Source organism: Sorangium sp. So ce590, from assembly GCF_051521365.1.
Taxonomy (GTDB): Bacteria; Myxococcota_A; Polyangia; order Polyangiales; family Polyangiaceae; genus Sorangium.
The window spans coordinates 5,841,959-5,867,412 of sequence record NZ_CP150346.1; the positions used below are offsets into that span (position 1 = coordinate 5,841,959).

Here is a 25,454-nt window from a genome sequence, read left to right on the forward strand (position 1 = left end):
GCAGTCGTTCGAGCGCTCGCGAGCGCTCGAACGTGAAGTAAGACCATGTCGTCCCTTACGACAGCTGATGCGCGATGGTATGAAGCGAGTCGCACGCCGGGCGCCGCGTTTCCGGCTGTGCTCGGCGGACGGGAGCCCTGCTTCTGCTTATGCACTCATCGGACCACAGTGACGTCGGCGCGCGCGGCGCGGCGCACGACCGCCCCGACGCCTGGCCGCCGGGGGTGTTCAACGCCCCCTTGCTGCGAGGCCTCGACGAGCGCGCCCGGCGCGAGATCGCCGAGGCAGGTAGGCTCCGCTCCCCCGCGGCCGACGAGGTCGTCTATCGCGCCGGCGACGCGGGCGATGCGTTCTTCGTCGTCGCTTCCGGGCGCATCGCCCTGCGCGCGACACGCCGCGGAGACGATCGCGATACCGAGGTGCGCGCCGCCGCTGTAGGCGATGTCCTCGGGGAGGAGGCGGTCGTGGGGATGTCGCGCAGGACCACCGCGGTCGCGCTCGCGCCCAGCGTGCTCGCGGAGATTCCGGTCCACCTGTTCCGCCGCGCGGCCGGCCGCTCCGGCAAGGCCGAGGTCGCCGAGAAGCTCGAGCGCGGCCTGCGGAGGAGCGCCACACGCGACCTCCTGAGCACCCTTGCCTTCACGCGCGATCTCGATCCAGAGGACGTCGAGATTCTCCTTGACGCGGTGAGTCACCGTCGCCTCGAGCGCGGTCAGGCCATCTATCGTGCCGGGGATCCCGCGACCGAGCTGTGGCTCATCGCCGACGGAATGGTGCAAATTCAGACCGAGGACGGAAATCGGATTCATGTGCGCGCGTACCTCACCCGGGGCGATTTCTTCGGAGACGTGGAGCTCGACGAGGGTCGCTGCCGGACGGCGAGCGCCGTGGCCAGCGGCGCCGCGGCGCTCCTGTCGGTACCGTCGAAGACGTTCGCCGCGCTCGCGCGGAGGCACCCTGATCTGATCCCGCGACTCCGGCGCATCACCGGCGAGCAGCACGCCGCCCAGGAGGCGATCGTCGCCGGGCAGGCGCGCAACAACACGGCGCATCTCTTCCGGGACCTCTATCGCCTCCAGGTGGCGCGGTCGCTCCTCGTCATCGATCTCGATACGTGCGCCCGCTGCGGGCACTGCGCATGGTCCTGCGCCGACGTACACGGGGTCTCGCGACTCGTCCGCCGTGGCGACAAAATACGCGCACAGGTGGACGACGACGCGCATGGAGCGCTGGAGGAAGCGCCGCGGAGCCTGCTCCTGCCGAACTCCTGCCAGCACTGCGAGAGCCCCGCCTGCATGATCGAGTGCCCGACCGGCGCCATCGGCAAGGACACGGGGGGCGAGGTGTTCATCCGCGACGCGCTCTGCACCGGCTGCGGCGCCTGCGCCAAGGCGTGCCCCTGGGAGAACATCGCGATCGCGCCGCGCCCCGCCGCCGCGCCGCGCCCGGGCGGCGCGGGCTTCCCGGACCTCGCCGTCAAGTGCGATCTGTGCCGCGAGCACGACGGCCCCGCATGCGTGAAGGCCTGCCCCACGGGGTCGATCTTCCGCGTGAACCCGGCGGAGGAGATCGCCGACGTGCGCGACCTGCTCGGCGGGGCGCGGCGCGAGCAGGAGCGCTCCGCAGGGCAGCGGGGCGACGCGGCGCTCCTCGCCGGGAGCGCGATCGCGGCGGCAGGGCTCGGCGCGGCCGGGCTGTCGGCGCACGCCCACGGCGGGGCGCGACCGGGCGAGGGCGCCGCGTGGTGGGCGGGCGCCGCCGCGGCCGTGGGGATCGCGCTGCTGCTCTTGTACGCCGTCCCGAAGCGCGCGGGACGGCGCGTGTGGATGCGGCCCAGGCGGCACGACGCCGCGGCCGAGGAGGCCAGCGACGCCGCGCCCGTGAGGAGCCGACTGCGCCCGCAGCTGGCCGGGCACCTCGCGATCGGCCTCGTCACGGCCGGCCTCGCGCTGGCGCACGCGCCGTGGCCGCGGTCCGGCCGCCCGACGCTCGGCGCGGCGCTGCACCTCGCCTTCTGGGCGACCGCGGCGGCCGGCGCCTTCACGGCGCTCGCGTACCGGCTCGCGCCGCGGCGCCTCGCCCGGATCGAGCGCACCGCCGCGCTCCCCGAGGACTTCGCCGCCGCCCGCCGCGAGCTCCTCGACCGCTTCTACCGCGAGGTGAGCGGGCGCAGCGATCTGGTCAAGAAGATCGTCGAGAAGGTCCTCGTGCCCTACCTGAAGAGCCCCCTCGGCCCGCTCGCGCTCCTCGCCTCGGGGCGCGGGCTGCGCGAGGAGGAGCGCGCGCTGCGCGCCCGCATCGACGCCATCCTCGAAGGGCGCGGCGCAGAGCGCCTGGCCGGCCTGGCGGAGCTCACCCGGATCGCCGTGGAGCTGCGCGCGCTCCCGGCCCAGCGCGCGCTCCTCGGCGCGCTCCGCGGAGGGCTGCCGGCGCACATCATCACGTTCGGGGTCGCCGCCGCGCTGCTCGTGCTCCACGCCATCACGGCGGCGAGCGCCCCCCGATGAGCGCGCGGCGGACCGGGAGCGCGCGCACGCCGCCCCACACGGCCTCGGGCGCGGCGCGCGGCCCGCGACGCGCGCCGCGGTCGGCCGACCGCGTTTCTGACGCGCTATGCAATCGTTGCGAGGCACGGCATTTCTTTGTGCCTTGCGCACGTCGCCGCGCGCGGCGACGTCCGCGCCTCCGCGCAGCGGCCGTCTTTTTCGCGGCAGGCAGCGCGCGGGCGAGAGGCCTGGACTTTGCCTTCAACGCCCAGGTACAATTTTCCCGACACCACCCCAGTGGAAGGTAGAGAAGCTGATGGCTGGTCCCTCGACCAAGTGGATGGGAGCGCTCTCCCGATCAGGCTCCGCCGAGGCGTGGGCGCCGAGAGCGCTGCTGCTGGTCACGCTGCTCACGGCGTCGGCGGTGATCGCCGGGGCGTGCAGCGGAGACGACAGCGGCCCCCCGGGGCCGCAGGACGGGACGGGCGGGCCCGACGCGGGGACGGGCACGGGTGACCCGTGCGTCGACGGCGAAGAAATCGAGTGTCACATCACCGTCGGTGAGCACGAGGGCGTGCTGACATGCATGGACGGCATCCGCCGGTGTCAGGACGGGCGCTACGGAAGCTGCGAGGGGACGTTGACGATGCGGAGGTCGCCGCTCGGGCCTTCGCCCCGCGGGAGCGGCGAGAGCGGGTATCCGCGCCCGCTCGCCAACTCGGAGGCTTCCGACGCGGGTCTCTGCGCGACAAACCCGTGCGACCCGTCGTGCCAGTCGTTCGAGGAGACGCCGGACGGGGGGCCCATCGACCTCTCGGGGGCCGGCACCACGTACACGTGGTCGGTCGGGGACATCAACGAGCTGCCCGAGGGCGTCGCGCGGCAGGGCACGCACCAGCCCTGCACGACCAGCGAGGATTGCCAGTTCGACCAGTACTGCGAGCACCCCGCGCAGGGCGCGTGCGCCCACAATCCGTGCGAGACGGGCCTCTCGCTCCTGTCGACCTGCAGCGGCTGCGTCGCGAAGGTCTGCGAGGCGAACCCGAACTGCTGCACCCAGACGACCATCCCGGCCGACTGCGGGCATGACGCCTGCGAGTATGCCCCCGGCGTCGCGACCCACATGACCGCGACGTGCGGTGACCCGTGCATCGCCAACATCTGCGCGGCCAACCCGCTCTGCTGCGACTTCAGGTGCACGTCGACCATGGAGTGCACGGCCGTCTTCGGAATGAACTTCACCTGCCCTATCGTGCTGCCCGGCACCCCGCGACGTTGCCTCCCGCTCAGCGGCGTGTGCCCGTCGGGAAGCGTCCTCTCCAACGGCAGGTGCGCGGGGACCTGGAGCTCAGAGTGCGTCAATCTCGTGGCTACCGAGTGCCCTGGGAAGACGTGCGCCCCAGCGACCCAGGTCTGGGACGCCACGTGCGTCGACCTTGTCGAGCAGCTGTGCGGCTCCACCTGCAGCACCGATCCAGACCAGCAACGGGGCCTCTGCAAGGCCTACCTACCGAACCAGACGAACCCCGCATGCACCGGCGTGGATCTCACGGTCGGCGTGCCCTGCGGCGGGACGATCCCGGTCTGCAACCGCGGCAACACGCCGGCCCCCGCGGGCATCGCGATTCACCGCTACGCCGCGGGCGCGGGCCAGCTCCCTTCCTCGGCGCCGAGCCAGGTGCTGGACTCCTGCAGCCCGAGCGGCGGCACCCCCGCCTGCACGACCGCGCAGCCGATCGCCCCGGGCGAGTGCATCAGCGTGGCCGGCTGCACGGGCGTCGCCGACGGCATGGAGCTCATCGTCAACCCGCCGGGCCCAGGGCAGATCGCCGAGTGCGAGTGCGCCAACAACGGGAGCATCTATCAATCGGCCATGTGCGAGTCGCCGGGCTGCATCGCCACGGCCAGCGTCTCGCTGATCAGGCCGGCCACCCTGTTCGTGGCGCTCGATCGATCCACCTCGATGGTGCAGAACTCGTCGGGAGAGGACGTGAGCGGCTCCCGATGGAACCCGGCGCGCGAGGCCCTCAGGGAGTTCTTCCGCGATCCGGCGTCGGCGGGGCTCGGCGTCGCGTTCCGGTTCTGGCCGCACGACAACCCCGGCCCTTGCAACGACAACCCCGGCTGCCCGTCCGTCGACGACGGCGGCGGCTGTGCACTGCCGCTCGTCCCGTTCAACGGCGCCGCAGCCGACAGGTTGACCGAGCAATCCGCGATGATGGGCGATCAGCAAGAGCTCAAGCTCCTGCAGGCGTTCATTAATTTCCCGGTGGCCGACGGCGATACGCCGATGTTCCCGGCGCTCAACGGCGCCACGACCTGGGCGATCAACTACAAGAACGCCCACCCCGAGGAGGAGGTCGCGGTCGTGTTCGTGACCGACGGCATCCCGTCGCACTGCGATACCGTCCCGAACCACATCGGGGACCTGGCGGGAAAAGCCTTCGAGAACCACGGCGTCCGCGTGCACGCGGTGGGCTTCGGCAACTCGAACGCCGAGATCATCAACCTCATCGCCGCTCGCGGCGGCGGACAGGCGTACAACCTCACCGCAGGCACGACGCTGCAAGGCAGCCTCCTCGACGCGCTCGTCTCGATCCGCGGAGAGGCGCTCCCCTGCGACGTGACGGTCCCCCTCGCCGGCGTCGCGGATCCCGCCTCGGTGTCCGTCGTCCACGTGAACAACGCCGGCACCGAGACCGTCCTCATTCCCCGGGCCGGGCTGGGCAGCTGCGGCAACGGCTGGTACTTCGCCGACGCGACGAACACGAGCGTCAAGCTCTGCCCGCAGACGTGCGCCGATCTCCGCGATAGCCCGGGGAAGGTCCGCGCGACGGTCCCGTGCGTGACCACGAGCCTCACGCCCATCACCACGAGCTGGGAGCGTTACCACGGCGTCTGTCCGCCGGGGACCAAGACCCAGTGGGGGTATCTCAGGTACAGGACGGCGACGCCGGGCGACTCGAGCGTCGAGTTCTTCGTGCGATCGGCCGACGATCCCGACGATCTCAGCGGGGCGACGGCGCGGCTCGCCGCCACCGCGCAAGCGGCGCCGACCGACACGCGGATCTGCGATGAGAGCTCGGCGCCGCCGTGCGCGATCGATCTGTTCGACGTGCTGGAAGAGCTCCCGGACGCCCGGACCGAGTACCTCGAGATCCAGATGAGGCTCAACCCGACGAGCACGGGCGGAGGCGGTGTTCAGGTGCAGGACTGGGAGATCACGTATTCATGTCCGGATTCCGAGTGAGCCGCCGCATCACGGCCTTCGCGCTGCTCTCCGCCGCGGCGATCGCCGCGGCGGCGTGCGGCGAAGACGACGACAACCGGCCGAGGCCGTCTCCCGCCGGCGGAACGGGGGCCGCCGGCGGTGAAGGCGGCGGCGGGGGCGGCGGCGAGGGCGGCGGCGGCGCCGCGCCCGGCGCCTGCGGCAACGACGCCGCCGAGCTGGACGAGGCGTGCGACGGGCCCGATGTCAGGAACGCCACGTGCCAGAGCTTCGGCTTCGAGAGCGGCCAGCTCGGGTGCAGCGCCGAGTGCACCGTCGACACGTCGGGCTGCGCTGGCGTCGAGGGGTGCCAGGACGGCCGCGACAACGACGGCGACGGCAGCGCCGACTGCGCCGATCCGGAGTGCGCGGCGGCGTGCGCGGACCTGTGCGCCGCCCCGGTGGCGCTGCCGGATCCCGCGTTCGTCACCGGCGACATCAGCGGCCACGCGGCCGTCGAGGGCGGGTGCACGGCGGGGCTCCCGGGCGTCGCCTACACGTTCACGGCGACCACCACCGGGTTCCTCGACGTGGTGCTGACCCCGGGGACCGACGCCGCGCTCATGGCCGTGCTGCGCGGCGCCTGCGACGACGCCGCGACGGAGCTCCATTGCGGCGGCATCAGCGCCGGCGCGGGCATCGAGAACCGGCTCACCGTCCCCGTCCGCGAGGGCGATGCGTTCTATGTGGTCGTCGCGGGCGCGGCGGACGAGGGGCAGACCGGCGCGTTCGAGCTCGGCGTGAGGAGCCGCGAGACGGTCTGCGGCGACCGCATCCAGGATCCGGCCGAGGAGTGCGACAACCTCGTCGGTCAGCCGGACGACGGGTGCACCGACGACTGCCGGCTCGAGGTGACGGAGGTCGAGCCGAACAACGCCATCGCCTCGGCCAACCCCCACGCGGTCCCGTTCTTCGCCTCCATCGATCCGCCGGATGACGTGGACGTCGTGCGCGTCACCGTGCCGAGCGGCCCCACGGTGCTCATCGCGGAGACCTCCGACGTTACGAGCTCCGACTGCCTCAACGGCCGGCTCGACACCGCGGTCGAAATCCTGGACGAGAGCGGCGCGCTGCTCGTGCGACGCGAGTTCGGGGGCGTCGGCCACTGCGCCCGCGCCGTCGCGCCGGCGCTCCCGGCGGGCGACTACTACGTCCGCGTCACGGCGAACGTCGCCGCCGACCAGGGGACTCCCTACCGGCTCATCGTGACGCTCGTTCCCGAGGTCTGCGGCGACGGGGTCGCGACCGAGGGCGAGCAGTGCGACGACGGCAACACGACGGCCGGCGACGGGTGCAGCGCCGCCTGCCGCTTCGAGCTCGACGAGGTGGAGCCCAACAACACGCCAGCGCAGGCCGGCGCCCACGCCGCCCCGTGGCTCGCGGAGATCTCTCCGGCAGGCGACGTCGACGTGGTCGCCGTGAGCGTGCCCGGGCCGAGCTCGACCCTGATCGCAACCGTCAGCGACAATGGCACCGGGACGTGCATGACCGGGCAGCTCGACAGCTACATCGAGATCCTGGGCGACAATGGGGCCGCCGTGCTCGCATCGGACGAAGACTCGGGGCTCGGCTATTGCTCCTCCGCGTTGGTCACCGGCCTGGCCGCGGGCACCTACCATGTGAGGGTCAGGGCCGCAGAGATCGTCCCCGACGCGACCTTCTTCTATCGACTGAATGTCACGATCCTCTAGCCCGGGCGGCCGGGGGAGCCGTACGGAGGCGCCGTCCGGCGGCGCCGCCGGGGAGGCGGCGCGCTCGCCCGACCCATCGAGGACGCTCTACCGCGCCGACCTGTCGGATCCGCGCCAGCGCGCCGCCCAGCCGCGGGAGGTCGTCCGCGGGCGCGCCGCGCGCCGCGCCGAGTCGACCTCCGACGTCACCCGCTTCCGCGGCGTGCTGCCGGCCACGCTGGCCGGCGCCGTCGCGACCGGCGCGGCGGCGCTGCTCTTCCCGCCGCCGGGGGGGCATGCTGCGCCGGGGCCGCTCTCGCTGCCCCACGCGCGCGCGCAGCTCGCGTGCGCGTCGTGCCACGTCGAGCAGGCGCCCTCCGCGCCGCGCGAAGCGGCCGCGGGCGCGCGCCTGGACCAGGCCTGCACGGGGTGCCACGGCGACCACGGGTCCACCCGCAGGAGCCACGCGCAGCTGCTCGCGAGCGGCGCGCTGGGCTGCGCCACATGCCACCCGATCCACCGCGGAGACCAGGGCGTCGTGTTCGACCCCACGAGGCCGCCGGTGCGCTTCGCGCCGGGCGCCGAGGTGGAGCTCCCGCCAACGGCCTTCCGCCCGAGCCAGCCGACCACCGTCGCGATCGTCACCGCCGGGAGCTGCACGCCGTGCCACGACCTCGCCGCGCCGCGCGACCCGATCGCGCGCTGCCTCGTCGCGGCGCAGGCGCCGCTCGGCGACGCCCGGCCGATCACCTGCTTCGACGAGCACCGCCCCGCCCTCCCCGAGGACGCCGCCATCGTCCGCGCCGGCAGCAGCGGCGGCCGCCGCGGCAGCAGCAGCAGCGGCGTCTGCAGCGGCCAGCACACCGAGGACCGCGCCCTCGCGTGGGACGCGGCGCGCGACGCCGCCGCGGCCTTGCCGGTCGTGACGGGCGCGGCGCCCCACGGGAACGCTCCCCCCGGCCGCGCGCTGCCCCCCGGCCGCGCGCTGCTCTGGATGGGCGCCGGCCTCGCCGCGGCCGGCCTCGCGTTCGCGGGCGCCCGCGGCGCCCACGCGCGGCGCGCGCGGCGGCCTTCGCGCGGCCCCGAAGCCGCCGACGCGGCCGAGGCGATGCTGCGCCCCGCGGCGCGCGTGCGCCTTCCCCGCATCGACACGACCACCTGCCTCGGCTGCTACGCGTGCGTCGACGCGTGCCCGTACGACGTGCTCGCCATCGAGCGGTACGTCGCCGTCGTGGCCCGCCCCGAGGCGTGCTGCGGCCTCACCCTGTGCGAGCAGCGCTGCCCCAACGGGTCGCTCACCATCGAGGGCGGCGCGCCCATCGCCGATCGCCCGCGCCTCGGCGACGACCTCGGGAGCCTCGACGTGCCGGGCCTGTACCTCGCCGGCGACGTCACCGGCCTCCCCCTCATCAAGAACGCCATCCACCAGGGCGCGCACGCGGCGACGCGCGTCGCGGAGGACCTGCGCCAGGCCGGCCCGCGCGGCCCGGGGCTCGATCTGATCATCGTCGGCGCCGGGCCCGCCGGGATCAGCGCCGCGCTGCGCGCCAAGGAGCTCGGCCTCTCGTTCGAGGTGATCGAGCAGGGCAGCGTGGCGCAGAGCATCCAGAGCTTTCCGCGCGGCAAGCTGGTCTTCGATCAGCCGCTCGACCTGCCCATGACCGGGAAGCTGTGGCTGAAGGAGTCGACAAAGGAGGAGCTCCTCTCCCACTGGCTCCGCATCGTGCGCAAGGAGCGGCTCCCCATCCTGCAAGATACCCGGATGGTGTCGGTCGCGCGCCTCGGCGGCCATGACGCGCGCTCCGCCGGCGAGGCCGCGCCAGATTTCGTCGTCGTCACCGAGCCGCGCGACGGCGGGCCGCGCACCGAGCGCCGGGCGCGACGCGTGCTGCTCGCCCTCGGCCAGCGCGGCTCGCCGCGCCGCCTTCCGTGCGCGCTGTCCGCCGAGGTGGAGGGGCGCGTGTACTACCACCTCGCCGATGCGCGGAGCCTCGCCGGCAGCCGGGTGCTGATCGTCGGGCTCGGCGACGTCGCCATGGAGGCCGCCATCGCGCTGTCCCGCCAGCCGGCCACCGAGGTCACCGTCGTCTACCGCGGCGGCGGGTTCCGGCGCGGGAAGACGCGAAATATCGAGGAGATACGGCGACTTGCGGCCACGTCCCGCCTCTCGCTCCGGTTCGAGACCGACGTCGCCGCGCTCGCCGGGGATCCGCGCGGCGCGCTCGTGGCGACCCTCGCCTCGCCGTCGGGGGCGCTGGCGCACCCCTGCGACGCCGTGCTCGTCCTCATCGGGAGCATCCCGCCGTGGAGCGCCCTCCGCGCCGCCGGGATCCGGCCGACCGTGGAGCCGTCAGATCGTTCCGGGCCCGACGACGTAGAAGGGCTCACGCCTGCGGTCCCTCCGGCGTGAGCCCGGCATGAGGGCGTAAGATCGAGGGGCGCAGGCAGTTCTCTGGAGGAGCCATGAAGCCGACCCATGTCGCCCTGTTCTCCGCCCTCGGCATGATGTTCACGAGCCTCTCGGTCTACTCGCTCGCACCGTCCGGGGGCCGGGGCGCGACGGAGGGGACCACCGAGGTGACCGCCGAGCCGCCCCGCGTGGTCCCGGAGGTGGCGGGCGGCGCCGTGGCCGCGGTCGACCCGAGCCGCTTCACCGCCGGATCCAGGCTGATGCTGGAGGGGCGCGTCGGTCACGCCCGCCTCCCCCGCTCGGCGCAGGAGACGTTCCTGAGCTTCGAGGTCCGCAGCGACGGGTCGCCCACGAAGACGCAGGCGCAGGCGAGCCTCTCGCTGGTCATCGATCGCTCCGGCTCGATGAAGGGCACCCGCCTCGCCAACGCCGTCCAGGCGGCGACGACCGCCGTGAGCCGCATGAACGACGGCGACGTCGTGTCGGTGGTCACCTTCGACACGAGGACGACCGTTGTCGTCCCGCCCACGACCGTCGGGCCGGACACGCGCGGCCGCATCCTCGCGAGCGTCCGCGGCATCTCGCTCGGCGGCGACACGTGCATCTCCTGCGGCATCGAGGAGGGCCTCTCGCTGCTCGGGCAGACGGGCGGCGGCGTGAGCCGGATGCTCGTCCTCAGCGACGGCGACACGAACCACGGGGTCCGCGACCTCCCGGGCTTCCGCGCGATGGCCCAGCGGGCGCGCGATCGCGGCGTGAGCATCACGACCATCGGGGTCGACGTCGATTACAACGAGAAGATCCTGTCGGCGATCGCGCTCGACTCGAACGGCCGGCACTACTTCGTCGAGAACGACGCCGCGCTCGCGCGCATCTTCGAGGCGGAGGCGGAGCAGCTCACCGCCACCATCGCGAACGGCGCGGAGCTCGCGATCGATCTCGCGCCCGGCGTCACGCTCGATCGGGTCTTCGATCGCTCGTTCCGGCGGGCCGGCGACCAGGTCATCGTGCCGCTCGGCGCGTTCGCGGCGGGCGAGGTGAAGACGGTGCTGCTCAAGGTGCGCCTCGACGGCCTCGGCGGCGACGGGCGCGGCGAGTCTCCCATCGCCGACGTCGGCCTCGCTTACCGGGACCTCGTCGCGAAGACCGACGCCCGGTGCGAGGGCAAGCTCGGCGTCGCGATCGCGGACCGCGACGCCGACGCGAGCGAGCTCGACGCGCTCGTCGCGGGGCGCGTGCAGCGCAGCGAGACGGCGGCGACGCTGAAGCAGGCCAACTTCCTGTTCGAGCAAGGTCGGCTCGACGAGGCGCGCAGCAAGCTCGACGCGCAGCAGCGGTCGCTGCGGAGCGCGGCCGACAAGGCCAAGCGCAGCGCGCCGGCGAGCCGCGCGAAGGACGTGGCGTCCGATTTCGAGGGCCAGCTCGCCGCGCTGGAGCGGGCCGACACGGGCTTCGCCACGCCGCCGCCGGCCGCCCCCGCGAAGCCGGGCGGCTTCGCGCAGGCCCCGGCGGCGCGGCCGGCCCCGGCGAAGTCCCGCGAGGGCAAGGCCGCCGTCCGCCGCAACGAGGCGGACGCCTTCGATCTCGCCCGCTGACGCGCGGCGCGACGCGGCGCGGGCGGCGGCGGCGCGGCGAACGCCGGCGCCGGCCAGCCGCGCGCGCGCCGCGGCCCGGGCGTTGACGCGGGTCGGGCTTTCGGGTTTTGACTCCCGGCGGTGGGCGTTCGATCTAGGCCGAGCCGGCCGGGAAACCGACGGATGGGTGGCGACGGCGCGCAGGGCTCGCCCCCGCGCGAGCCCTCGCCGTCGAACCGGAAGACCACCCCTGCGCGGCGCGCGCGCGGCGCGGGGCAGCGCGCGCCCGCGTCGCGGCGCCCGGCGCGGCCCTGGCCGAAGCGCGGGCGGGCGCTGCTCCTCGGGTTCGCGGGCGCGCTCGCGGCGGCGGGCGCGGCGCTGCTCGCGCTGGTGATCGGCTTCGGGCGCATGAGGACCCCGGACCGGGGGCGCGTCGTGGAGATCAACTGGCCGGAGGGGCTCGACGCGGGCGAGGCGGCCTCGCTCCTCTGGGCCGAGGGGCTCGTGGAGAGCGAGCGCGCGATGGCGCTCTACCTCGGCGCCACGGGCGGCACCGAGGGGTTCGTGCCGGGCCCGCACCTGCTCTTCGAGGGCGCGACGCCGCGGGAGCTGCGGCAGCTGCTCACGCGCGCGGAGGGGCGCCCCACGGCGAAGGTCACGATCCCCGAGGGCTGGAACCGCTTCGACGTCGCGGCCCGGCTGGAGAAGCTGCACGTCGCCGGCAGGAAGACGTTCCTCGCCGCGACCGCGGACGGCGCGTTCCTGGACGCGCTCGGCATCGAGAACGGCGGCGCCGTGGGGGCCGAGAGCGCGGAGGGGTACCTCTTTCCGGCGACGTACGAGCTCGCGCTGGACACCGACGCGCGCGAGGTCGCGAAGCGCCTCGTCGCCGAGTCCGACCGGCGCTGGAACGCGCTCGTGGGCGAGAGCAAAGACGGGCTCGCCGCGCTCCAGGCGACGCTCGGCTGGGGTCGCCGCGAGGTGCTGACGCTCGCCTCCATCGTCGAGAAGGAGGCGGTCGTCGCGGAGGAGCGGCCGCTCATCGCGAGCGTGTTCCTGAACCGGCTCCTGGATCCGACGTTCCGCTCGCGGCGGCTCCAGTCCGACGCGACGGCGCTCTACGGCTGCGTCGCGTGGCCCGAGCAGGCGCCGTCGTGCGCCGAGTGGGGCGGCAAGCCCACGCCCGCCGTGGTGCGCGACCCGAGGAACCGCTACAGCACCTACGCGCACGCGGGGCTGCCGCCCGGGCCGATCGCCAACCCGGGGGCGCCGTCGATCGCGGCCGTGCTCGCGCCGGCGGCGACGAAGTACCTCTACTTCGTGGCGGCCGGCGGGGGTCGCCACAGGTTCAGCGAGAGCCTGGACGAGCACAACAACGCGGTGCGGAAGCGGCGGGACGCGACGGGGCAGTAGAGAGAGAACAGAAAAAACGCAAAGGCGCCGAGGCGCACCGCGCCGTCCGCGCTTCCTGGATCGCCGCGAGCCGCAGTAGATTCGCGCGCCATCATGCGCCGCCCCGCCCCGCTCCTCCTCGCGCTCTCTGCTCCCCTCGCCTTCGCCGCCGCGGCAGCAGGCTGCTCGCCCCGCACCACGCCCCCGAGCGAGCGCACCGACCGCAGCGTCGCGCCCCCGACTGCGGCGACGCAATCCGCGCCCCCGAGCGCCGCGCCGTCGCCGCCCTCCGCAGCCGCGAGCGCAGCTCCCGCGGCGAGCGCCGCAGCCTCCGCCGCGCCCGCCGCCCCCACCGCCAGCGCCGCGGCCGACCCGACGGCCCCGGCCGACGCCGCGCCGCTCCCGAACGTGAAGGTCGCGAACATCGGCATGCACATCGGCGGCGGGCCGCACGACGACTTCACCAAGGAGCCGATCAAGCGCTCGGTCGCCCCTCACTTCGACGACTTCCGCCGCTGCTTCGCGCTCGCGGAGGACCCGGCGAAGGCCGGCGACTTCGGGATCGACCTGCGCATCGAGAAGGACGGCGGCAAGGCCGAGGTGCGCAAGCCGCGGACGGCGCTCAAGGGCGAGGCGTTCACGGCGTGCGTCGTCGGCGTCTTCGAGCGGATCGACTTCCTCAAGCCGAGGAAAGGCCCCACCGTGGTGAGCTACTCGCTCCGGTTCACCCCGTGAGCCGGCCGCAGATCACCCGTGGCGCCCGATGTTCGGCAGCGACCCGCGCGAGGCCTCGACGGCCGTCTCGCCGGCGCGGTCGAGCGCGTACTTGAAGAGGATCGGACCGACCACCTCGTTCAGCGCCACGCACCCGACGACGAGCGCGCGGAAGCCGGCGCCCAGGCTCGGGAACGCGCGCTCGATCGTCAGGCTGATGCCCAGCGTGAGCCCGGCCTGCGAGACCAGCCCGCACCAGGCCCACTTCCGGAGCACCGGCGGGTCGTCCGCGAGCCGGTTGCCGATCCGGCTCGCGACGAAGGTCACGAGGGCGCGCGACACGCCGAAGAGCAGCGCGACAGGCCACATCAGCCGGAGCAACGGCAAGTCGAGGTGCGCGCCCGCGGTCGCGAAGAACAGCACGAACACCACGCTCGCGGCGTCCTCGACGGCGTGCACCAGCTTCTCGCCCTGCTTCGACAGGTTCGCGACGACGAACCCGGCGACCACGAACACGAGCAGCGCGTCGAAGCGGAGGTACCGCAGCACCTCGGTGGCGCCGAAGCCGAGCGCCACGAACACAAGGATGAGCTGCCGGCCGATGAGCCGCATGTAGGCCGCGAGCGCGAGCCCGAGGGTCGTGCCGATCGAGATGCTCCCGAGGATCTCGCGGCCGAGCAGCTCGATCTCGTGCATGGACATCGTCGTGCCCGGCTCGATGAGCGGCCGCACCGTGGAGAGCGCGATCGCCGTCACGACGATGACGACGATGTCCGACGTCATCACGAAAGCGAGCGTGTTCATCGCGACAGGCCCCGTCGCCCGCGTCTGCGAGAGGATGCCGAGCACGGCCGAAGGGCTGCGGGTGACCGAGATCACGCCCCAGAGGATCGCCACGCCGAGCGCCGCGGTCGTCGAGAGCTCGGCGGCGAACGGGACGAGCGAGCGCGCGGCGTAGAAGACGCCGGTCATCGCCACGAAGACGAGGACGGTCTGGACGACGTTGTGCAAGAGGAGGCTCTTCAGGCTCTTCTTGACGATCTCGATCCGGAGCTCGGCCCCGCCGGCGAGCGCGATGAGCGCCAGCGCCAGCGTGTTGACCCGGGAGATCTCCTCGACGGCGTGGTGATCGACGAGCTTGAGGACGTGCGGCCCCGCGATGACGCCCGCGAGGATGTAGCCCGAGAGGTGCGGCAGGCCGAGCGGCTCGACGAGCTCGCTCGCGAGCGTGCCGGCGAGCAGGAGGAAGCCGATCGAGGCGATGGTGCCCGCCAGCCCCTGGTCGTGGGGGACCGCGCGCGTCGTCGCGTAGAGCACCCCGAACAGGATCACCAGCGCGACCGCGTGCGTGAGGTGGTTCAGCGGCCCCTTGGGGGCCGACCCATGATGGCGGGCCGCAGGCGCGCCTTGTGGCTCGGCGGGCCCGGCAGGCCCAGCGGGCGCGGCAGGCCCGGCGGGCGAAACGGGCCCAGCGTCAGGAAGTGCTGCAGCGCTCACGGTGACACCTCCTAGCCCTCCCCCCGCCTGGCCGCGGACGACGGCGAGGCATCCCCGTCGCCCGGCGGGGCGTCACGCGCGGCGCGGGCCAGCCCGCGGCCGAAGAAGAGCGACTCCCGCTCGGGCGCGGCGAGCTCGCCGGCCTTGCGGAGCGTGGCGCGCAGCGCCTGCGGCCCGACGAGCTCGCCGAACACGGCCGCGGCCGCCGCGGCGAAGAGGACCGTGTGCCCGACCGGGCCCGGAAAGCGCAGCGCGAAGGCGAGGCCGACGCTGATGGCCACCGCGCCGGACGAGAGCAGCCCCAGGCCGAGCCACGGCGACGTGCCGCGGGCGTCCGGCGACATGACCCGGAAGGCGAGGCCCGTCCCGAGCTTTCCAGCGACCCGCGCCGCGAGCGCAATCCCCACGATCCAGGGCAGGAACGGCGCCGCCTTCGGGTTCACGTGCGCGCCCGCGAGCAGCAGCGCCGGCAGGATGACCGGCCGCTCGGTCGGCGCGACCATCGCGACGATCTCCTCGCGGTGCCGGGAGATCGCGGCGATCGTCACGCCCATCGCGAACGTCGCGAAGAGCGGCGACAGGCCGACCCGGGCGCTCGTGCCGATCGTCAGCAGCGACGTGCCGAGCAGCACGCCCCAGCTCTGGATCAGGCGGAAATCGCTGCCGAGGAGCACGACCGCGATGAGCCCGAGCACCACGCCGATGAGCGCCGTGACGATCGTCCACCCCCAGAACGGGAGCGGCCAGTGGCCCGTCGCCTGCGGGACGAGCGCGAACGCGCCGCCCATCATGAGCAGCGGCCCGAGGTCGTCGCAGTCGGCGATGTCGGCGATGAGGTCCGAGAGCCTGCCGCTCGCGCTGTAGCGCTGCGTGACCCAGAGCACGGCGTGCCGCGTCGTCTCGGCGGAGACGGCGCCCACGCCCGCCGCGAGCAGCCCCCGGTCGCCGGGCTCCAGCGACGGCGCGCCGCGGGCCGCCGCGAACCACACCGCGGCGGCCACCGCGCCGCCGGTCAAGAGGCTCATCAGCACGCAGAGCGCGATGCGTGACGGGCGGACGCGGCGGTTGCCGACGAAGCCGAAATCGAGGCCGACGACCATCGCGAGCCAGCCGAGCGCGACGCCCGCCACGGGCTCGAACGCGGCGAGCGACGAGGGCTCGAGCAGCCCGAGCGCCGAGGGCCCGAGCACGAAGCCGAGCACCACGTACTCGGCGCCCGAGGGGAGGCCGATGCCCCGCAGCACGCGGCCGCTGACGAGCGAGCTGCCGAGGTACGACAGCACGAGGAGCCCCATCAGCAGCCAGATGGCGTTCACGAGGCCGCGCCCCGGTCCTGCGGCGCGCTGCGCGGCGCGGCGCCGGAGGGCACAGGCGCGCGCCCGAGCCGGATGCCCGCGGCGAGCAGCGCCTGCGCCACGGCGGTGAGCCAGCGGCTGCGCACGTCGTCGCCGTCGCAGGCCATCGTGGCCCGGAAGTGCGCGCCCCCGTCGTCGATCGCGACGAGCGCGGCGCGGGCGCGGCTGCCGAGGCCCGAGCCCGTCTTCAGGAGCAGCTCCCGCACCCGATCGAGATCGGCGGAGGGGTCGACGCTGATCTCGAGGGTCACGAGGGGCGGACGGCCGCGGACGCGCGTCGGATGGAACAGGCTGAGCAGGTGGGGCACGCGCACGACGCACCCGTCCTCGTCCTCGAGGCGCGCCTCGAGCAGCGTCAGCTCGCGGACCCGCCCGGACCGGCCGCCCACGTCGGCGACGTCGCCGACGCGCAGGCGCCGCCCGAAGATGACCGAGAGGCCGACGGCCGCCGAGGCGATGAGCGGCGTGCCGGCGAGCCCGGCCGACGCGAGCACCACGAAGCCGACCCGCGTGATCGGCCCCTCGTCGGTGCCGGTGATGAGCGGCGCCGCGAGGAGCAGCGCGGCCACGAGGATCCCGAAGCGGACGAGGACCCCGGTCGCGACCGCCAGATCGGAGGGGAGCCACCCGAGCGACGTCTCGCCGCGGCTGACGCTCCCGAAGAACAGCCCCACGAAGCGGATGACGACGATGACCGCGAGCGTCGCGAGGATCGCGAGCACGAGCACGGGGACGCTCCGCGCGATGCGCCCCATGAGATCCGACATCGGCGCGAGCACGAAGCCGGTGAGCTTCTGGCTGTAGTTGCGCGTGGACTCGAACAGGGAGAGCGTGAAGAGGATCCAGATGTAGGCGATGCCCAGCCGGACGAGGATGCCGGCGGCGCCGAGCGCGACCGAGAGCGCGCCCTGGGACGCGGCGGGCCGGAGCATCTCGATGCCGCGGACGTGCAGCGCCGGGAGCCGCTCCGGATGCTCGGCGACCCAGGCGCGCGACCGCTCGACGAGCTCGCCGACCTTGCGGAGCAGGAGCAGCGCGATCAGCCCCGAGAAGACGAGCAGCGAGAACGAGAACACGCTCGTCGCGAGGCGGCTCCGGCTCTGCTCCTTGGCGAGGACGTCGCGCACCGTGGCGGCGACCGCGGCGGCGTGGACGGAGACCGTGGCGTTGCCCGCCGCGACGGCGTCCTCGGGCCCGAGGTGGATGAGCGGGCTCTCGCCGACGTAGACGATCGCCACGCCCGCCCGCTCGTCGACGCGGACCTCGGGGACCTGCTTCTCCTGGGCGGCGCGCTCCAGCACCTTCGCCGCCTCGCGGGCGCGCTCCGGGGGAGAGAGGCTGCCCCGGTGCACACGGACGGCGAACACCGTGCGGCCGAGCAGCTCGACGCGCGCCTCGGGCTGCTCGGCCGCAGGCGGCGGAGGCTGGGGGTCGGGAGCGGGCGGCTCGCCCGGGTCAGCGCTCGAAGCTGCCGGCGCGGGCGCGGGCACGGGCCGCGCCGGCCGCGCGGGCGCCAGCACGACCTGCGCGACCGGCGACGGGGCCGGCACAGGCGACGGCGCGACGTGCACGAGCGGCGGCGGCACGGGCGGCGGCGCGGACGCGAGCGGCGCCGCCGACGCAACCTCCGCGGACTCCAGCGCGGGCGCGAGCGGCGCCGGCGTGGAGGCGACCTGAGCGGGCGCGAGCGGCGCCGGCGGCGCGGAGGTGACCGGCGCGGGCGGCGCCGACGCGGCCTGCCCAGGCGCCGACGCGGACGCTGGCGCGGGCGGCGCCGACGGCGCGGAGCTGGCCGGCGCAGGCAGCGCCGGCGTGACCTGCCCGGATCGCGGTGCGACCTGCGTGGCGGATGGCGACGCGGAGACGACCGGCGCGCGCTGCGGCGGAGGCGGCGACGCGCGCTGCTGCGACGGCGGCGCGGGCGCGCCCTGCGCGAGCGGCGACGGCGAGAGCTGCGCGAGCGCGCCCGGCGCCGCCTCGGCAAACGCTGGGCCGGCGGGAGAGACGAGGCCGGCAAGCGCGACCAGGAGCGCGGGGAACAGCCGCTGCACGTCGGCACTCTCAACCGTAGGCGGGGCGCCGGTCAAGGCGGGACATCGACGAAGGGCCTCGTGAACCACGGGGCGCCGGCGCCGGCGCGATCGCTCGAGGCCCGAGGGCCGCTCGAGACGATCGCCTCGGCCGCGCTCGCCCGATGACGGATCGCCTTGCCGCCGATGCAGGGCGCTGGCAGGGCGCCCGCGTGGCAAGGACCAAGAAATCCGTGGCCCCGTCGCTGCTCGTCGGCGACATCGGAGGCACGAACACCCGGCTCGCGCTCTACGACGCCTCCGGCGGCAAGCCGCTCTCGGAGGCGGTCTTCCGCAGCCGCGAGCACGCGAGCTTCGAGGAGATCGCCCTCCCCTTCCTCGTCCGCAGCGACGCGCCCCACCCCGCGGTCGCCGTGCTCGGCGTCGCCGGCCCCATCAAGGAGCACGCCGCCACCGTCACGAACCTGCCCTGGCGCCTCGCGGAGCGCGAGCTGTCGCGCCGGCTCAAGATCGCGCGCGTCCTGCTCGTGAACGACCTCGTTGTCGGCGCCCGGGGCTGCCTGCACATCCCCCGCGCCGCCATCACGCCGCTCACCGAGCACCGGCCGCGGCCGAAGGGGAACAACCTGGCCGTCATCGCCGCCGGCACCGGGCTCGGCGAGGCCCGGCTCATCTGGGACGGCGCCCGCCACCTGACGCTCCCGACCGAGGGAGGTCACGCCGACTTCGCCCCGCGCTCCGCCCTCGAGACCGAGGTGTGGCAGTTCCTCGCCGAGCGGCACCCGGATCACGTGAGCTACGAGCGGGTCCTCTCGGGCGACGGGCTCGGCGCCCTCTTCGACTTCTTCGCCGCCCGCGCCGCCCGCGTGCCGCGCGCGATCGAGCGCCGCCTCGCCGAGGGCGATCGCAACGCGGCGATCTCCGAGCTCGGGCTCGCGCGCGCGTTCCGGCCCGCCGCGCGCGCGGTCGACCTGTTCGTCGAGATCTACGGCGCCGAGGCGGGCAACCTCGCCCTGCGCGAGCTCGCGCTCGGCGGGGTCTTCGTCCTCGGCAACATCGCGAGGAACCTCGTCACCGCCCGGCGCGAGCTGTTCATGAAGTCCTTCCTGAAGAAGGGCCGCCTCGCGCCGCTCCTCGAGGGGGTGCCCGTCGCGGTGGTCACCGATCCCCTCGTCGGCGTCCGGGGCGCGCTAACGTTCGCGAAGGAGCTCGCCGCGCCGGCCGACGAGGCGCCCCGGCGCGGCGCGTCGTCCAGGAAGCCCTGAGCGCAAGCGCAGGGCTAGCCCGGGCGCTCCCTACCCGGCCGACGCCGCCGCCGCGTCGAGCAGCCAGACGAGCTGTCCGGCCCCGCCGCGCACGACGCGCGCCGGCACCTCGTCGGCCGGCCCCGTCCGCTTCGCCTGCTCCAGGACCGCGCGCTTGCTCGCCCCGCGGGCGAGGAGCAGCTTGAGCCGCGCCTCCCGGATCACCGGGGACGTCAGCGTGAGCCGCGGCTCGAGCCCCTTGTCCGGCTGGGCCGGGATCGCGGCCACCAGGCGATCCTCGATGCCGACCGCGCCCGTCCCGGGGAAGAGCGACGCCGTGTGCGCGTCGTCGCCGATCCCCAGCGTCATCAGGTCGAACGCCACCGCCGACGCGACCCCGAAGCGCGCGCGCAGGAGCTGCTCGTAGCGCGCCGCGGCCCCGGCGAGATCGGGCGCCTCCCCCTCCATCCGGAAGAAGCGCTCCTCCGGGATGCGCGCCGCCGCGAGATCCCGGCGCGCGGCGCCGTAGTTCGAGCGGGGATGGTCGGGCGCGACCGCGCGCTCATCCACCCAGAACCACTCGGTCTGCGCCCACGGGAGCGACAGCGCCGCGAGCCGCTGGTACGCCTCCGACGGCGTGCTCCCGCCCGACAGCGCGATCCGCGCGACGCCGCGCGCCTCGATCGCCGCCGAGATCGCGCGCGCCATGAGCTCCGCCCCGAGGCGCGCGAGCTCCGCCGCGTCCGCCGCGACGCATGTCTCCTCACCACCACCGTTCATCTCGGTCCTCCTCTCTACCTCTGCTCCGGGCCTGCTCAGAGGGCGCTCCACGCCGCGGCGGCGAGCACCGCCTCGCGCAGCAGCCGATCGCCCTCCAGCGAGTCGATCGTCTTCGTCAGCACCCACGTCTCGTCGCGGTAGCCGAGCGGGTGGAGGTGCTCGGCCGACCGCGCCCCCTCCATCGTCCACCGCACCGTGGCGGGCGCCTTGTCGAGCCGCACGCACCCGAGCGCGAGCGGCTCGCCGCGCAGCGACGTCCAGAGGCGCACGCCGTCGATCCGCCGCCACGCCTGCTCCTCCGCCGGCGGCCCGTCGACAAGCGCGATCTCGATCGGCGCGCCGTCCGCCGCGCGGGCGCGGCCGACCACGCCGGCGCCGCCGGATTGCGCCGGCCCACGCGAGACGAACGTCCATCCGAGCCGCGAGCCCATCCAGCCGAGGAACAGCGCCGCCGGATCCGGCTTCGACCCCGCGCTGCGCGCGATCTCCACCCGCCGGATCGCGCGGCACGCCTCCGGCATGTCGTCGAAGAACCGGGCCACGAGCTCGCGGAACGAGAACGTCCGCACGTACGCCCGGTCCGCGAGCGGCGCCCTCGTCCGGCGCGCCACCTCCGCGATGCGCTCGATGCACGTCTCGGCCGAGTCGAACACAAGCCGATCGCAGATCGGCGCGAGCGCGTCGCCGAGCACGTTCGGCGCGCCCGGCGCGAGCTCGACGATCACAGCCACGTCGGAGATCGTCAGCGCGCTCACCACCGACGCGACGCGCTCGGCGGCGGCTACCCCGAACGTCAGCTCCACGCGATCGTAGCAGATCGGCACCTCCCCGGCGCGGCGGCACGTGGCCGACCAGTCGGCCTGGACGCTCAGCGGATCGAGCCGGTCGTCGAGCGTGATGAGCAGCGTCCGGCCCGCGTGCGTCTCGGCGAGCTCCTCGGCCTGCTCCTTCAGGCGCTCGACCTCGGCGCGGCTGCCCACCGCGACGAAGTTCATCGTCGACGCGCGCGTCTTCGGGGCCGGCTCCGGCCGCGACTCGTCGGGCGCCGACCAGAACTCGGCGAGCTCCGCCTCGACCCGCTTGATGACCGCGGCGATGCCCTCCGCGCTCACGGCCGCCTCCAGGCCCGCTCCGAGGGCTTGCGGTCGCCGCGCGAGCCGCACGGATCGGCCGTCGGCTCGACCAGGGCGTCGGCCTCCGGCGGGCCCCAGGTGCCCGCGGCGTAGCGCGCGATCGGCGCGTTCTGCGTCCCCCACCCCTCGAAGATCGGATCGACGAAGCCCCACTGCGCCTCGACCTCGTCGGCGCGCGTGAACAGCGTGGCGTCGCCGCGCAGCGCGTCGAGCAGGAGCCGCTCGTAGGCCTCGGGCGTGCTGGAGCCGAACGCCGCGCCGTACCGGAAGTCCATCGTCACGCCGCGGAGCGCGATGCCGCTGCCCGGGATCTTCGCCGCGAAGCGGAGCGAGATGCCCTCGTCGGGCTGGAGGCGCATCACGAGCGCGTTCGGCTCGTCGGTGGCGCCGGGGGCGCCCTTGAACAGGCCGTGCGGCAGCGGCTTGAAGTGCAGCACCACCTCGGCCACCCGCTTCGCCAGCCGCTTGCCGGCGCGCAGGTAGAACGGCACGCCGCCCCAGCGCCAGCTGTCCAGGTGGAGCTTCATCGCGACGTAGGTCTCGGTCTTCGAGTCCTTCGCCACGTCGGGCTCCTCGGTGTAGCCGGGGACCTTCTCGCCGCGCACGATGCCGGGCGCGTACTGGCCGCGCACCGTCGACGACAGCACGTCCGGCCCCTCGATCGGCCGGAGCGTCCGCAGCACCTTCACCTTCTCGTCGCGCACCGCGTCCGCGTCCCACGACGACGGCGGCTCCATCGCGACAAGCGTGAGCAGCTGGAGCGCGTGGTTCTGCACGATGTCCCGCGTGATGCCGACCTTCTCGTAGAACTTGCCGCGGCCCTCGACGCCGATCTCCTCGGCCACCGTGATCTGCACGTGATCGACGTGCTGCCGCGACCAGAGCGGCTCGAAGATCGTGTTGCCGTACCGGAGGACGAGGAGGTTCTGGACCGTCTCCTTCCCGAGGTAGTGGTCGATCCGGTAGATCTGCGACTCGGCGAGGTGGGCGAGCAGGTCGCGGTTGAGGGCGCGGGCGCTCGCCAGGTCCTCGCCGAACGGCTTCTCGACGACCACGTGCTGGAACGGCGCGTCCTTCTCGTGCGACGGCGGCGCGACGAGGTCCGCCGCGCGCAGGCCGCGCACGATGGGCGCGAACTGGTCGGGCGCGACGGCCAGGTAGAACACCCGGTTCTTGCGGGTGCCGCGCTCGGCGTCGAGCCGCACGAGCTCCGCCGCGAGCCGCGTGTAGGTCTCGGGCTCGTCGAACGCCCCCTGGACGTAGCTGATGCCCTTCTCCAGCTCGCTCCAGGCGGCCTCCTCGAGCGGGCGCCGCGAGTACTTCCCGACCGCCTCGCGCATCTCCTGGGCGAAATCCGGCTTCGGACGCCGCGCCACGCCGACGACGGCGAAGCCGCCGGTCAGGAGGCGGCTGAGCGCCAGGTTGTAGACCGCGGGCAGCAGCTTGCGCCGGGTCAGGTCGCCCGAGGCGCCAAAGATGACGAGCGCCGCCGGCGAGGCGGTTCGCTCCTCGGGCATTCCTTCGCGAAGCGGGTTCTTCTCGGCTTGGGTCATGATGGATGAGCTCCGGTCGGTGACGACGGGCACGATGCTCGCGCGCCTCCGCGGCGTAGGCTAGCGCCGATCGCGCCGACGGAAGGCCGAACGGCGCGCCTTGACGCGTCTGACGACGGCCGCGCGCGGGCGTACGGGCGGAGCGCGGGGCGGCGCCGAGCGTGCCCGCCGGCTCGCGGCGCCCTTCCATCCGATCGCGACAGGTACTAGGCTCCGCAGCGCGATGGCCGCGCCGGTGCTCCCGCGAATCCGCGTCCCCCACCCTCACGTTCGGTGCGACATCCAGGTGCTCGCCGGCAGCCCGCACGTCGCCGGATCGCGCGTCCCGGTCCGGCGGCTCTGGGCGTGGCACCGGGGCGGCGCGTCGGTCGAGACGCTGCTCAAGCGGTACCCGAACCTCGGGCCCGCGCGCGTGCTCGACGCGCTCGCGTTCGCCTATGACAACCAGGAGCTCGTCGAGGCCGACATCGCGCGCGAGCAGGCGCTCTTCGAGAAGAAGGGCGGCCCCACGGTCGGCGCGCGCCCGCTCTCGCAGCTCCCCCTCCCCTTCGACGACGACGAGTAGCGACGCCCCGGGGGAGCGCCGCGACGTACGGCGTCACCTGACGTCACCCGGCGTCCACCGGTGTCAATCGACTTCGCCGCTCGGCGCGCTCAGCTTGTTTCTTTACAGCCATCGTGACTTCGGGCAATAGGGCGCTCTATCGCTGGGGCCCGGCGTGCGGGGGCTGCTCGGCATTGCGAGCGACGGCCGCGCAGGATCGCGGCTGTCCCGGCTTTCAAGGTCGCGGTCGTTGGTGTAGGGTCCGCGCCCCAAGGGGTACCCATCGTGGTGCCGGAGGGTTTCAGAGATGAGCGTCAATCGATGGAAGTTGTTCGCGATGCCCGTGGCCCTGCTCGGGCTGGCTTCGCCTCTCCTCGTGAACTGTGGTGGCAAGGGGTTCCCTGGCGCGGACAGCCTGCCCGGGCCCGCCGGTGACCTGGCTTCCGCCGCGAGCGGCTGCGATGAGCTGAAGAACGGCGGCATCGCCGACCTCAAGTTCGAGGGCGGCGCCGATGTCCAGGGCAAGATCAAGGGCTTCCTCGAGGCCGCGGCCTCGCTCGACAAGCTCACGGCGGACATGGAGGCGGACCTCATCGCCTCGTGCGGCAAGCTCGGCAAAGATCTCGGCATGAGCGACGCCGACCTCAAGGCCGACGCGGGCGGCGGCAAGGGCGCCGAGAAGGTCTGCAACGCGGTCTCGGCCAAGGTGAACGCCGCCGTCAAGGCGAACGCCGAGGCGAAGCTCGCGGTCCAGATCGAGCCGCCGAAGTGCTACGCCGACGTCACCGCCATGCAGAAGTGTCTCGGCGACTGCGGCTCGCCCGTGCAGCCCGGCAAGCTCGAGGCGAGCTGCGAGGGCGGCGAGATCAGCGGCAAGTGCGACGCCGAGTGCAAGGGCAAGTGCAGCGTCGAGGCCGGCGCGGCGTGCTCCGGCACCTGCAACGCGAGCTGCTCGGGCAAGTGCGACGTCGGCTTCAAGGGCACCTGCGGCGGCAAGTGCGACGGCAAGTGCGACGGCAAGGAGTCGAAGGGCGCGGCCTGCGCGGGCACCTGCGACGGCAAGTGCGACGCCAAGGCCGAGGGCACCTGCTCCGGCACCTGTGAGGGCTCCTGCTCGGGCTCCTGCGAGATCAAGGCGGCGGCCAAGTGCTCGGGCTCGTGCTCGGGCGGCTGCAGCGCCGAGATCAAGGAGCCGAAGTGCTCGGGCGAGTTCAAGCCCCCGAGCATCGACCCGAGCTGCCAGATGCAGTGCACGGCGAAGACCGCCGGCACCGCGTCGTGTGATCCGCCGAACGTCCGCATCGTGGCGAACGGCAAGGTGAACGCCGACGCACAGAAGCTCATCGCGGCGCTCCGGACGTCGCTCCCGGCGATCGCCAAGGTCCAGCTCGGGACCGGCAAGAAGCTGGCGGCGGCCGTGTCCGGCGTCGGCAAGGCCGGCGTCGAGGTCAAGGACGCGGCGCTCCAGGCCGGCGGCAAGGCGGTCGCCTGCGTCGCCGCCGCGGTCGACGCGTCGGCCAGCGCGACGGCCTCGATCGACGTCAACATCAAGGCGAGCGCGAGCGTCAGCGGCTCGGCCAGCGGCTCGGCCAGCGGCGGGACCTGATCCCCGGAACGGTTTGAGTCCGGACGCGGCGGCGGTCCCCCTCCTGGAGGGGGTCGCCGCCGTCGTCATTTCCGGCCCCGATCCTGGGGGTCGAAGCGCAGTTTTGGATGCGGGCTCACCTTCCCTGTCGCCGCGCGAGGGCGCGCGGGGCGCGAAGATCCCGGCGATCACCAGAATTGCCGCCCCAACGTGACACGC

Annotated in this window: 17 protein-coding genes; 10 read left to right on the forward strand and 7 right to left on the reverse strand. The window is 74.1% G+C overall.

What is annotated here, in order from left to right; genetic code table 11:
- Positions 1 to 149 precede the first annotated feature (149 nt).
- Positions 150 to 2,507, forward strand: coding sequence for a cyclic nucleotide-binding domain-containing protein (locus tag WMF28_RS21715; RefSeq protein ID WP_437604170.1), 2,358 nt, complete (start codon positions 150 to 152; stop codon positions 2,505 to 2,507).
- 597 nt (positions 2,508 to 3,104) lie between these two features.
- Here the strand turns inward: WMF28_RS21715 and WMF28_RS21720 are convergent.
- Positions 3,105 to 3,728, reverse strand: a complete 624-nt coding sequence (locus tag WMF28_RS21720; RefSeq protein ID WP_437604171.1) for a hypothetical protein — start codon at positions 3,726 to 3,728, stop codon at positions 3,105 to 3,107.
- Between the two features lie 298 nt (positions 3,729 to 4,026).
- Between WMF28_RS21720 and WMF28_RS21725 the strand changes: the two genes are divergently transcribed.
- The 6 genes from WMF28_RS21725 (at position 4,027) to WMF28_RS21750 (ending at position 13,535) form a co-directional block, all read left to right on the forward strand.
- Positions 4,027 to 5,736, forward strand: a complete 1,710-nt coding sequence (locus WMF28_RS21725) for a vWA domain-containing protein (protein ID WP_437604172.1) — start codon at positions 4,027 to 4,029, stop codon at positions 5,734 to 5,736.
- Positions 5,718 to 7,445, forward strand: coding sequence for a DUF4215 domain-containing protein (locus tag WMF28_RS21730; RefSeq protein WP_437604173.1), 1,728 nt, complete (start codon positions 5,718 to 5,720; stop codon positions 7,443 to 7,445). The genes WMF28_RS21725 and WMF28_RS21730 overlap by 19 nt, the downstream gene beginning before the upstream one ends.
- A complete protein-coding gene (locus tag WMF28_RS21735) occupies positions 7,429 to 9,834 on the forward strand; it encodes an NAD(P)-binding domain-containing protein (RefSeq protein WP_437604174.1) in 2,406 nt (801 codons plus the stop codon). The genes WMF28_RS21730 and WMF28_RS21735 overlap by 17 nt, the downstream gene beginning before the upstream one ends.
- Before the next feature lie 53 nt (positions 9,835 to 9,887).
- Entirely contained in the window at positions 9,888 to 11,429 is a 1,542-nt protein-coding gene (locus tag WMF28_RS21740) for a vWA domain-containing protein (RefSeq protein ID WP_437604175.1), read from the forward strand.
- Positions 11,430 to 11,591: 162 nt separating this feature from the next.
- Positions 11,592 to 12,821 (forward strand): endolytic transglycosylase MltG, encoded by a 1,230-nt coding sequence (gene mltG / locus WMF28_RS21745; RefSeq protein WP_437604176.1) that lies wholly within the window; start codon positions 11,592 to 11,594, stop codon positions 12,819 to 12,821.
- Between the two features lie 93 nt (positions 12,822 to 12,914).
- Complete coding sequence (locus WMF28_RS21750) at positions 12,915 to 13,535, forward strand: hypothetical protein (protein WP_437604177.1); 621 nt, start codon at positions 12,915 to 12,917, stop codon at positions 13,533 to 13,535.
- Between the two features lie 12 nt (positions 13,536 to 13,547).
- On the opposite strand, the gene WMF28_RS21755 is transcribed toward WMF28_RS21750, so the two are convergent.
- The 3 genes from WMF28_RS21755 to WMF28_RS21765 are packed head-to-tail and all read right to left on the reverse strand — an operon-like array spanning position 13,548 to position 18,417.
- A complete protein-coding gene (locus WMF28_RS21755; protein WP_437604178.1) occupies positions 13,548 to 15,011 on the reverse strand; it encodes a cation:proton antiporter in 1,464 nt (487 codons plus the stop codon).
- An 11-nt stretch (positions 15,012 to 15,022) separates the two neighbouring features.
- Positions 15,023 to 16,327 (reverse strand): cation:proton antiporter, encoded by a 1,305-nt coding sequence (locus tag WMF28_RS21760; RefSeq protein ID WP_437604179.1) that lies wholly within the window; start codon positions 16,325 to 16,327, stop codon positions 15,023 to 15,025.
- A complete protein-coding gene (locus WMF28_RS21765; RefSeq protein ID WP_437604180.1) occupies positions 16,324 to 18,417 on the reverse strand; it encodes a mechanosensitive ion channel domain-containing protein in 2,094 nt (697 codons plus the stop codon). The genes WMF28_RS21760 and WMF28_RS21765 overlap by 4 nt, the downstream gene beginning before the upstream one ends.
- A gap of 143 nt (positions 18,418 to 18,560) precedes the next feature.
- Here WMF28_RS21765 and WMF28_RS21770 point away from each other — a divergent pair, with 143 nt between their 5' ends.
- Positions 18,561 to 19,661: a glucokinase gene (locus WMF28_RS21770; RefSeq protein ID WP_437604181.1), complete on the forward strand. Its 1,101-nt coding sequence runs from the start codon at positions 18,561 to 18,563 to the stop codon at positions 19,659 to 19,661.
- 30 nt (positions 19,662 to 19,691) lie between these two features.
- Here WMF28_RS21770 and pgl read toward each other — a convergent pair whose 3' ends face one another.
- From pgl to zwf, 3 genes are read right to left on the reverse strand one after another with little or no spacing between them, the layout of a single operon-like run.
- On the reverse strand, positions 19,692 to 20,420 hold the full coding sequence (gene pgl, locus WMF28_RS21775) for a 6-phosphogluconolactonase (RefSeq protein WP_437604182.1): 729 nt from the start codon (positions 20,418 to 20,420) through the stop codon (positions 19,692 to 19,694).
- A gap of 35 nt (positions 20,421 to 20,455) precedes the next feature.
- Positions 20,456 to 21,532: a glucose-6-phosphate dehydrogenase assembly protein OpcA gene (locus WMF28_RS21780; RefSeq protein ID WP_437604183.1), complete on the reverse strand. Its 1,077-nt coding sequence runs from the start codon at positions 21,530 to 21,532 to the stop codon at positions 20,456 to 20,458.
- A complete protein-coding gene (gene zwf / locus WMF28_RS21785; RefSeq protein WP_437604184.1) occupies positions 21,529 to 23,106 on the reverse strand; it encodes a glucose-6-phosphate dehydrogenase in 1,578 nt (525 codons plus the stop codon). Before zwf ends, WMF28_RS21780 begins: the two co-directional genes overlap by 4 nt.
- A gap of 235 nt (positions 23,107 to 23,341) precedes the next feature.
- Here zwf and WMF28_RS21790 point away from each other — a divergent pair, with 235 nt between their 5' ends.
- Both WMF28_RS21790 and WMF28_RS21795 read left to right on the forward strand, forming a co-directional pair.
- Positions 23,342 to 23,671 carry a DUF433 domain-containing protein gene (locus tag WMF28_RS21790; RefSeq protein ID WP_437604185.1) on the forward strand — a complete coding sequence of 110 codons (330 nt, stop codon included), beginning with the start codon at positions 23,342 to 23,344 and terminating at the stop codon, positions 23,669 to 23,671.
- Positions 23,672 to 23,957: 286 nt separating this feature from the next.
- A complete protein-coding gene (locus tag WMF28_RS21795; protein WP_437604186.1) occupies positions 23,958 to 25,256 on the forward strand; it encodes a hypothetical protein in 1,299 nt (432 codons plus the stop codon).
- Positions 25,257 to 25,454 lie beyond the last annotated feature (198 nt).